The organism is Streptomyces sp. AV19 (genome assembly GCF_015999245.1).
Lineage (GTDB): Bacteria > Actinomycetota > Actinomycetes > Streptomycetales > Streptomycetaceae > Streptomyces.
Genome location: NZ_JAEAMR010000010.1, coordinates 943,847 through 953,946, shown reverse-complemented (window position 1 = coordinate 953,946; position 10,100 = coordinate 943,847). Strand labels below are relative to the sequence as shown.

Annotated in this window: 6 protein-coding genes; 2 read left to right on the top strand and 4 right to left on the bottom strand. The window is 73.8% G+C overall.

Annotation, left to right across the window (positions count from 1 at the left end):
• Nucleotides 1-94 precede the first annotated feature (94 nt).
• Nucleotides 95-2,161: a SpoIIE family protein phosphatase gene (locus I5Q34_RS22745; RefSeq protein WP_199894141.1), complete on the bottom strand. Its 2,067-nt coding sequence runs from the start codon at nt 2,159-2,161 to the stop codon at nt 95-97.
• 89 nt (nt 2,162-2,250) lie between these two features.
• Between I5Q34_RS22745 and I5Q34_RS22740 the strand changes: the two genes are divergently transcribed.
• Both I5Q34_RS22740 and I5Q34_RS22735 read left to right on the top strand, forming a co-directional pair.
• Nucleotides 2,251-3,681 carry a lipase maturation factor family protein gene (locus I5Q34_RS22740; protein ID WP_199894140.1) on the top strand — a complete coding sequence of 477 codons (1,431 nt, stop codon included), beginning with the start codon at nt 2,251-2,253 and terminating at the stop codon, nt 3,679-3,681.
• A complete protein-coding gene (locus I5Q34_RS22735; RefSeq protein ID WP_199894139.1) occupies nt 3,681-4,691 on the top strand; it encodes a PHP domain-containing protein in 1,011 nt (336 codons plus the stop codon). The genes I5Q34_RS22740 and I5Q34_RS22735 overlap by 1 nt, the downstream gene beginning before the upstream one ends.
• A gap of 381 nt (nt 4,692-5,072) precedes the next feature.
• Here I5Q34_RS22735 and ligD read toward each other — a convergent pair whose 3' ends face one another.
• From ligD to I5Q34_RS22720, 3 genes are all read right to left on the bottom strand, one after another.
• Nucleotides 5,073-5,960, bottom strand: a complete 888-nt coding sequence (ligD, locus tag I5Q34_RS22730; RefSeq protein WP_277965401.1) for a non-homologous end-joining DNA ligase — start codon at nt 5,958-5,960, stop codon at nt 5,073-5,075.
• A gap of 29 nt (nt 5,961-5,989) precedes the next feature.
• Entirely contained in the window at nt 5,990-6,970 is a 981-nt protein-coding gene (locus I5Q34_RS22725; RefSeq protein WP_199894138.1) for a Ku protein, read from the bottom strand.
• Between the two features lie 123 nt (nt 6,971-7,093).
• A complete protein-coding gene (locus I5Q34_RS22720) occupies nt 7,094-9,787 on the bottom strand; it encodes an AAA family ATPase (protein ID WP_199894137.1) in 2,694 nt (897 codons plus the stop codon).
• Nucleotides 9,788-10,100 lie beyond the last annotated feature (313 nt).

Here is a 10,100-nt window from a genome sequence, read left to right as displayed (position 1 = left end):
GGTCCAGGGGGCGAAGCCCCCGGTCAACGCGGCGAAGCCGCGTTGCGGGCCCGGGCGGAGCCCGGAAGAAACGGTGAAGGGGCGGGACCGGGGCTCACTCCCCACCCAGAACAAACTCGCACCACACCGACTTCCCCCCACCCCGCGGCTCCACCCCCCACACATCCGCCAGCCGGTCCACCAGCAGCAGCCCCCGCCCCGACACCCCCATCTCCCCCGGCTCCCTGCGCCGGGGCAGCGCGCTGGAACGGTCCTCCACCTCCACCCGCAGCCGCCGCTCGGGACCGGCGAGCATCCGGATCGTCACCACCGCCGCCCCGTCGGTGTGCAGCAGCGCGTTGGTCGCCAACTCGTCGGCCGCCAGCTCGATTTCGTCGGAGCGCTCGCGCGCGCCCCAGGCCCGCACGGCGGTGCGGATCATGTGCCGGGCGGCGGAGAGGGCCTCGGGGTCCGCGGGGGCGATGTGCTGCTGGAGGCGTCCGCCCGGGCGCGTGGGCACGCCCTGGCGGCGCAGCAGCAGGACGGCCATGTCGTCCTCGCCGACGCGCTCCGTGACCATGTCGCACAGCCGGTCGGCGAGCTCGTGCAGGTCCTCCGGCCCCGTGACGATCACCTCCGAGAGCTGCCCCACACCCTCGTCCAGGTCGGAGCCCGGCTGCTCCACCAGGCCGTCGGTGAACAGCAGCAGCGTCTCCCCCGCGTCCAGTTCCACGCTGGTCACCGGGTAGTCGAGCCGCCCGAACTCGGCGGACAGGCCCAGCGGGAGCCCGCCCGCCACGGGCAGCCGGCGGGAAGTGCCGTCGGTGTGCCGCAGCAGGGGGTCGATGTGCCCGGCGCGGACCAGTTGCACCACGCCGGTCGACAGGTCGGCCTCGGCGTAGGAGCAGGTGGCGAAGCGGTCGGTGTCCAGCTCGTGGAGGAAGGCCGAGGCGCGGGCCATGACGGTGGCCGGGGCGTGGCCCTCGGTCGCGTAGGCGCGCAGGACGATCCGCAGCTGCCCCATCACGGCGGCGGCGTGCGTGTCGTGGCCCTGGACGTCGCCGATGACGGCCCCGACCCGGCCGCCGGGCAGCGGGATCACGTCGTACCAGTCGCCGCCGATGTCCCGGCCCAGGCGGGCGGACCGGTAGCGGACGGCGATCTGCGCCCCGGGCACGTCGGGGATGCGCCGCGGGAGCATGGACTGCTGGAGCCCCTCGGCGAGGTCGTGCTCCTGGTCGAAGAGCATCGCTCGGGCGATGCTCTGCGCCAGGCTGCTGCCCAGCGCGATGAAGAGGTTGCGCTCCTGCCGGCTGAAGCCGCGGGCCTCGCGGTAGAGCAGGCCGAGCGCGCCGATGGGCTTGGCCTGGGCGATCAGCGGGAGGTAGGCGGCGGAGGCGATGCCGATGTCCTCGATGTGCTCCCACAGCCAGGGGTAGCAGCGGGCGAACTCCTCGCGGGACTCGATGAACCGGGGGGTGAGGGTGCGGATGACCTCGCTCATGGGGAAGTTGTCGTCGATCCGCGTGTAGCGGGTGCCGGGGATGAAGTGCTCGGACGGGCCCTCCGCGACCAGGTGGATGCGGCCGGACTCGATCAGGCCGAGGACGAGCAGGTCGGAGCCGAGGTGCTCGACGGCCCGGACGTCCTTGAAGAAGTCGATCACGTCCTGAACGGTCCTGGCGTGGGCCAGGGCGGCGGTGATGGCCTCCACCACGGTGGTCTGGTGGCGGCGCTCGCCGTCGCTCTCGCCGGGCCGGTCGGCGAGGGCGAGCTCCGCGTCGGCGTCCCGCAGCAGGCCGAGGATGCGGCAGGGCCGCCCGGCCCCGTCACGCTCGATGTGGCCCTGGGTGTAGGCCCAGTGCAGGGAGCCGTCCTCGCGGCGTACCCGGTGGTAGGCGCCGTAGCTCTCGCTGCCGTCCTTCAGCGCCCGGGCGACCAGGGTGTCGAGCCGCGCCCCGTCGGAGCGCGGCACCCGGCCCGCCAGGTCGCCGATGCGCCCCCGGAACTCCTCAGGCGGCATGCCGAGGATGCCCAGGGCCGTGGCGTCCAGGTGCAGGCGTCCGCTGATGAGGTCCCAGTCGAAGGTCCCGACCCGGTTGCGGACGAGGATGGGCTCCGGGCGAGCGGGCCAGTCGTCCGGCAGCGCTCCGGAGGCAGGCGTCGCTCCCCGATCAACCACGGATCCACTCTGCCACCTTTTGCCCGTTTCTTCGATTTCTTTCACCACAGCAGCGGGGCCCCGGGACGACTGGGGGTACAGATACCCGGGTGGAGTGGTTCACGGCTTCCGGGTACTGGCTGAGCAGGCTGGTCGTCCAGCGCGGGCTGGCCGCCCTCTACCTGGTCGCGTTCCTCTCCGCCGCCCTCCAGTTCCGCGCCCTGATCGGGGAGCGCGGCATGCTGCCCGTCCCCCGCTTCCTGGCGTACGTCCCCGCCAGGCGGGCGCCGACCCTCTTCCGGCTGCACTACTCGGACCGCTTCTTCGCCCTGTGCGCCTGGTCGGGGGCGCTGCTCGCGGCGGGGATCCTGGCGGGGGCCGCCGACGAGGTGCCCCTGGGCGTCGCCATGGCCTGGTGGGCGGTGCTCTGGGCGCTCTACCTGTCGATCGTCAACGTGGGGCAGACCTGGTACGGCTTCGGCTGGGAGTCCCTGCTGCTGGAGGCCGGGTTCCTCGCCGTCTTCCTGGGCAACGCGCGCACCGGCCCGCCCGTCCTGGTGCTCTTCCTGATGCGCTGGCTGCTCTTCCGGGTCGAATTCGGCGCCGGACTGATCAAAATGCGCGGCGACGCCTGCTGGCGCGATCTGACCTGCCTCTACTACCACCACGAGACCCAGCCCATGCCCGGCCCGCTCAGCTGGTTCTTCCACCGCCTGCCCCGGCCGCTGCACCGGGTGGAGACCGCCGCCAACCACTTCGCCCAGCTCGTCGTCCCCTTCGGGCTCTTCGCCCCGCAGCCGGTGGCGAGCGTCGCCGCCGGGCTGGTGATCGTCACCCAGCTCTGGCTGGTCGCCTCCGGCAACTTCGCCTGGCTCAACTGGCTCACCGTCGTCCTCGCCTTCTCCGCCGTGGACGGCGACGCCATGGCCTCCCTCCTCGGCCTGCCCGCGCACCCCTCCGCGCCCTCCGCGCCCCTGTGGTACGTCGTCCTGGTCCTCGCCGCGACCGCCCTCGTCGCCGCGCTCAGCTGGTGGCCCGTGCGCAACCTGCTCTCCAGCGGCCAGCGCATGAACATGTCCTTCAACGCCTTCCACCTCGTCAACACCTACGGCGCCTTCGGCAGCGTCAACCGCAGCCGCTACGAGGTCGTCGTCGAGGGCACCGAGGACACCGTGATCGGCCCGGCGACCGTGTGGAAGGAGTACGGCTTCAAGGGCAAGCCCGGCGACGTACGGCGCACGCCGCGCCAGTTCGCCCCCTGGCACCTGCGCCTGGACTGGCTCATGTGGTTCGCCGGGATCTCCCCCGCCTACGCGCGCGACTGGTTCGGCCCCTTCGTCGAACGCCTGCTCCTCGGCGACCGTGACACCCTGCGGCTGCTGCGCCACAACCCCTTCCCCGACGCCCCGCCCGCCCACGTCCGCGCCCGGCTCTACCTCTACCGCTTCACCACCTGGCGGGAGCTGCGCGCCACCGGGGCGTGGTGGCACCGCACCCTGGTCCGCGAGTACCTGCCGCCGGCCGCCCTCCGGAGGCCCTGATGGATCCCGTCGACGCGCTGGAACGCATCGCCTTCCTCCTCGAACGCGACCGGGCGCCCACCTACCGCGTCCAGGCGTTCCGCACCGCTGCCTCCGTCGTCTCCGCGATGCCCGAGGACGAGGTGCGCCGCCGCTCGGAGTCCGGCTCCCTCACCGACCGCAAGGGCATCGGGCCCAAGACGGCGGCGGTGATCGCCGAGGCGCTGCGGGGCGAGGTGCCGGGCTATCTGGCACGGCTGGAGGACGCCTCCGACTGGCCGCCGGTGGACGACGGGCACGAGCTGCGGGCCGCCCTGCGCGGCGACTGCCACCTGCACTCCGACTGGTCGGACGGCGGCAGCCCGATCGAGGCGATGGCCCGCGCGGCGGCGTCGCTCGGCCACGAGTGGGCCGTGCTCACCGACCACTCCCCCCGGCTGACCATCGCGAACGGCCTGTCGGCCGACCGGCTGCGGCGGCAGCTCGACGTCGTCGCCGAGGTCGACTCCGCGCTGGGGGACGGCTTCCGGCTCCTCACCGGCATCGAGTGCGACATCCTGCCGGACGGCTCGCTCGACCAGGAGGAGCCGCTCCTGGAACGGCTCGACGTCGTCGTCGCCTCCGTCCACTCCAAGCTGCGCATGGACGCGGAGAGCATGACGCGGCGGCTGGTCACCGCGGTCGCCAACCCCCTGGTGGACGTCCTCGGCCACTGCACCGGCCGCCTCGTCGGCGGAAAGCGGCCGGAGTCGGCCTTCGACGCGGAACTCGTCTTCGCCGCGTGCGCCCGCTTCGGCACGGCCGTGGAGATCAACAGCCGGCCGGACCGGCTGGACCCGCCGCGGCGGTTGCTGCGACTGGCGGTCGAGGCGGGGGTGCTGTTCGCGATCGACAGCGACGCGCACGCGCCGGGCCAGCTGGAGTGGCAGCTCCTGGGCTGCGCACGGGCGGAGGAGTGCGGGGTGCCGGTGGAGCGGGTGGTGACGGCGTGGGGGGTGGACCGGTTGCGGTCGTGGACCGCGGAGAAGTGAGCCCTACCCCGCCCTTTCACCGTTTCTTCCGGGGCTGCGCCCCTCGGCCCGGCACCGCGCTCCGCGCGGTATGGGCGGGGGCTGCGCCCCCTGCACCCCCGAAGCGCCCTCCGGGCGCTGTCCTCAAGCGCCGGACGGGCTGGATTCGTGCCCGGGCGCGCACTTCAGCCTGTCCGGCGCTTGAGGACCAAAGCGGCGCAGCCGCTTTGCGGGGCCCGGGGCGGAGCCCCGAAGCGGGGTGCAAGGGGCGCAGCCCCCGCCTCACCGCGCGGAGCGCGGTGCCGGGCCGAGGGGCGCAGCCCCGGAAGAAACTGGGGGCACCCCCTCTGGGGGAGAAAGGGCGGGCCGGGGGCACCCTCCCCCGCACCGGCCCGCCGCAGGCTACGGCACCGGCCCCCGCACCCCGTCCCCGCTCAGCAACGCCCCCAGCAAATCCCCGCGATCAGCGGCCCGCTCCACCACCGCCTCCGGCGTGAACACCAGATCTCCCGGCGACCGGCACGCCGCCACCTCGTCCCAGGTCACAGGGGCCGCCACCCCCGGCCCCTGGGCCCTCTCCCGCAACCGCACGGTATAAGGCGCCGCCGTCGTCTTCGCCGACGCGTTCTGGCTCCAGTCGATCAGCACCCGCCCCCGCCGCTCCAGCTTCGCCATCGACGCCACCACCAGCCCCGGGTGCTCCCCGGTCAGCCGCTCCGCCAGCCCCTTCGCGTACGCGCTGACCGCGCGCCCGGACGCGGGACGGATCGGGGCGTACAGGTGCAGGCCCTTCGAGCCGGAGAGGACCGGGCAGGCCGTGAGCCCGTCCTCGTCCAGGAGCTGCCGCAGCCGTTCCGCGACGCGGCAGCAGACGACGAGGTCCGTGCCGGGCCCGGGGTCGAGGTCCAGGACGAGGCGGTCGTGCGCGTCCCGCCCGGCCGCGGCCGGCCACTGCGGGACGTGCACCTCATACGCGCCCAGGTTCACCATCGCGATCAGTGCGGCCGTCGAATCGATGACGACCTGCTCGGTCGCCCCGTCGCGGTGCTCGACCGGCACCACCGGCACCCAGTCCGGCGCCCCGGCCGGCGGGTTCTTGGCGATCCAGCTCTCGCCCGCCGGCCCCTCGGGCGCTCGCACGAAGGACGCGGGGCGGCCGGCGACGTGCGGCAGCATCACGGGCGCGATCTGCGCGTAGTAGTGCAGCACTTGGGCCTTGGTGTGGCCGGAACCCGGGAAGAGCACCCGATCGAGGTGGGACAACGACAGCCGGTGACCCTCGATGTCCACGGTCTGCCGGCCGCCCGCCGGTCCCCCGTTCAGGACGCCCTCTTCAGCGCCTTGACCAGCTCGTCACGGGTCATGTGGGAACGGCCGGGGACGCCCGCGTCGGTGGCCCGCCGGTAGAGCTCGTTCTTGGTGAGCTCCTCCAGCTCGCCCGCCTTGGCCGCCCGCTTCTTGGCCGCTTCCCTGATCTGCGTCGGGGGGCGCACCTTCCTCCCCGACGGCTCGGCCTTCCCTTTCCCCTTCGCCTTGTCGATGCTCGCCTGCAACGCCCCCATGAGATCGATGACGTTGGTCGACCGCGGCGCCGGCTCGCTCTTCTCGACTGTCCCCCCGGCCCGCTTGGCCTGGACGAGGTCGAGGACCTTCTCCTGGAACGTGTCGTGGTAGGTCTCGGGGTCCCAGTCCACGCTGAGCGCCTCCACCAGCTGGACGGCGGTGGCCAGTTCGCGCTCGGCGACCTTCTTCCGCTCCGGCAGCGTGCCGACCTCGGTGCGCGGATCGCGGATCTCGTCGGCCCAGTGCAGGGTGTGCAGCGTCAGGATGTCGCCCTCCGCCTTCACCACGACGAGGTACTCCCGGTTGCGCATCACGAAGGTGGCGATCCCGGCCCGGCGGGACTGCGTCAGGGCCTCGTGCAGCAGGGCGTAGACCTTGGCGTACTCCTTGCTCTTCGGGCCGAGGTAGTAGGTCTTGTCGAAGTAGATCGGGTCGATGGCGTCCAGGTCCACGAACCCGCTGATCTCCAGCGACTTGGATCGGCCCGGTGCGAGGTCCTCCAGCTCGCCCGGCTCGACGACGACGTAGTCGTCCCCCATGTCGTAGCCCTTGACGACCTCGGAGAGCGGGACCTCCTCGCCCGTGCGCTCGTTGACGCGCCGGTTGCGCACCCGGTCCGAGGTGCCGCGCTGGAGCTGGTTGAACCGGATCGTGTGGCTCTCCGTCGCGGCGAACATCTGCACCGGAAGGGTGACCAGCCCGAAGGAGAGGGCACCGCTCCACACCGCATGCGCCATGACGTCCTCCGCCCAGTGGTTCCTTCCATGGCACCCCGGTGCGGCGGAGATCGCATCCCGGAGCGGCCCCCGGCGCGGACGGCGTCCGCCCCCTCAGAACCCGCCCGCTCAGGCCCCGCCCACTCAGGCCCCGGCCGCGCCCACCAGGGCCAACGTCTCGCGCGCCCGGTCCGCGAGCCCCTCCGCGCCGCACTCCCCGGCGATCCGCAGGCCCTCGCGCAGCGACTCGACGCCCTCGGCGCCGCGCCCGGCCCGCTCCAGGGCCTGCCCCCGGTCGACCAGCGCCAGGGCGTACTCGTGGCGGCACGGGGAGCCGGCCAGGTGCCGGACCGCCCGCTCCAGCCGGGACAGCCCCTCCTCCGGCTCCGCGAGGGGCGCCGCACGCCGCAGCGCCTCGCCGATGGCGGTCTCGGTACCGAACCGGTGGGCGTAGCGCACGGCCCGCTCGGCGAGCTCGCGGGCGCGCCCGGGCTCCTCGGGGGCGACGGCGGCGGCCAGGTCCAGGGCCCAGGGCGCCCAGAGGGTGTTGTGCCGGCCGCGCTCCTCCAGGCGGTGGCCCGCGGCCTCCAGCTCGGCGACGGCCTCCTTGGTGCGGCCGAGGGCGAGCAGCAGCCGGCCGACCACGCAGGCGGCGTCGGGCATGACCATGGCCGGGGGATAGGGCGGGCCGAAGGAATATTTCTCGGCCACGGCCTGGGCCTCGTCGAGGCGGCCCCGGGCGAGCAGGGTGTCGATGAGCAGACAGGTGCCGTCCCACTGGATGGGCACGCCCGGCCCCAGCCGGTCGGCGAGCCGCAGCCCCTCGCGCAGGAAGCCCTCGGCGCGCTCGAGGTCGCCGCGGCGGCGGTGGACGAGGCCGAGGAACTCGTGGGCGAAGGCGAGGTGTCCGCCGCGCCAGCCGGAGACCTCGAACTCCCGGACGGCCTCGGTGAAGAGCTCCTCGGCCCGGTCGAGCCGGTCGGTGTAGGCGTAGGTGATGCCGATGATGCTGGGCAGCTCGAAGCCCCACTCGGTGTTGGTCCAGCCCATGCCGCCGGCGAGGCGGCCGTCCACCAGGGCGCGGTCGGCCAGTTCGGTGACCTCGATGGCGTCCTCGGCGTGGATCATGGCGTCGAAGGCGCGGAGGGCGAGCAGGGCGCGCTCGGCGTTGTCCCGCCCGGCGAGGTGCTCGGTGAGCTCGGCGACCTCGCGGTACCGCTCGTGGGCGCCCTCCTCCTCCAGCTGGATGCCCTTCCAGAGGTAGTGGGCGGCCTGGAGCCGCATCCGGCCGGGCCCGTCCGGGGTGCGGACGGCGTGCTCGGCGACCACCTTGGCGGCCTCGCTGAGCTGGCTGTTGTGCGCGTACGCCTGGGAGAGCCGGTAGGTGGCGTCCACCCGCAGCTCCTTGGGGAGCCCGGTGAGGGAGAGGGCCGAGCGCAGATGGTTGATGGTGGTGGGCGGCGAGGTCAACAGGGCCGAGCAGCCCAGCTCGTAGAGGACGGCGGCCCGCTCCTCCTCCGGGGGCGGCTCGGCCAGCGCCCGTTCGAGACAGCGCTGGGCGGCCTCCGGGGCGCCGACGGCGAGGTGTTCGCGCGCGGCGTCCCGCAACTGCCGTACGAGGTCGGCGTCGCCCTCGGGGTGCACCTCCAGCAGGTGCCGGGAGGCGGCGGCCGCCCCCTGGCCCGCGTTGGTGACGGCCCAGGCGGCCAGTCCGTGCATGGCGGTGCGGGCGGCGGACGGGACGGCCTGGTAGATGGCGGTGGCGATGAGCGGGTGGACGAACTCGAGGTCGGCGGCGCCGGTGAGGATGCGGGCCTCGCGCAGCCGGTCGGCGCACACGGCGCCCTCGGCCGGGCTCATCCCGGCGAGCATGGCGGCCACCCGGACCGCGATCTCGGTGCCGAGCACGGAGGCGCCCCAGGCGAAGCGGGTGGTGGCGTTGCCCAGCCGCTCCAGCCGGGCGACCAGGCCGCTGCCGCGCGCGGCGGCGCCGAGCTCGCGCAGCAGGGCGGCGGACTCCTCCAGCGGGGCCAGGCTGCGGTCCCGGGCCTTGGCGACGAGCTCGACCGCCTCGTAGGGGTTGCCTCCGGTGACGGCCCAGACCTCGCGGCAGAACGGGTCGTCGGCGTCGCGGCCCATGGCGGTGCGCACCATCTCGGCGACGGCGCCCGGGGTCAGCGGGTGGAGCGTGACCGGGCGGTTGCCGCGGCTGCCGACCAGGTCGCGGAACGCCGGTGAGTGATCGGGGAGTTCCTCCGGCCGGTAGGCGACGACGAGGAGGATCGGCAGGTCGGCCAGGCGCAGCGCGAAGGAGGTCAGCCAGGACAGCGACGCCGCGTCCACCCAGTGCGCGTCGTCGACGACGAGGAGCAGCCGGCCGCGGGCCATCGCCAACTGCATGACGAGCCAGTCGATTCCGTCGCGGACGCCCTGGGGGTCGGCCTGCGGACCGGACGGCGGCGCGATGCCGAGGGCGGGACCGGCGATGCCGTACCAGTCGCCGAGCATCCGTCGCCGCTCCTGCTCCGCCATGGGGGCCAGGGCGGGTTGCAGCAACTGCCGCACGACGTGGAAGGGAAGGGACCGGGTCTGCTCGCTGCCGCGCGCGGAGAGCGCCGTACAGCCGTCGCGCTCGGCGGCCAGGCGGCGCGCCTCGCCGAGCAACGCCGTTTTCCCGACGCCCGCTTCGCCGCTGAACAGCAGGAGCCCTCCGGTCGCGGGGCCGTTCCCGTCGGCCCCGCCGCACAGGGCCTCAACGGCCCGCTCCGCCGCGGCGACCTCCTGCTCGCGCTCGAACAGGGCGGTGTACGGGCGCCGTTCGTGCTGTTGCCCCGTCATGACGTGTCTCCCGTATGAGTGTGGTGGGGCGAGCCTAGCCGCATGCGCGGAGGGCGGGGGAAGGGTTCGTCGGACAGACCACCCGCGAGCATGACCCGTCGGTCGTCCCGAACCCGACCCGGGCCTTCAAAAATCTTTTCGATAAACGTGACGCGGGGGCATTGTGATGCCTTTCGAATTCGCTCGTCAGCCCTTTTCGCGAATATGACAACTTCGCGCCGGAGGAGCGCGCGACCGGCTACGCTCCTTCCCCGCAGCGGGTCGTGGCGACTGCGGCACGCTGCCGCCCACCGCCGCGCCGACGCGACCGGAG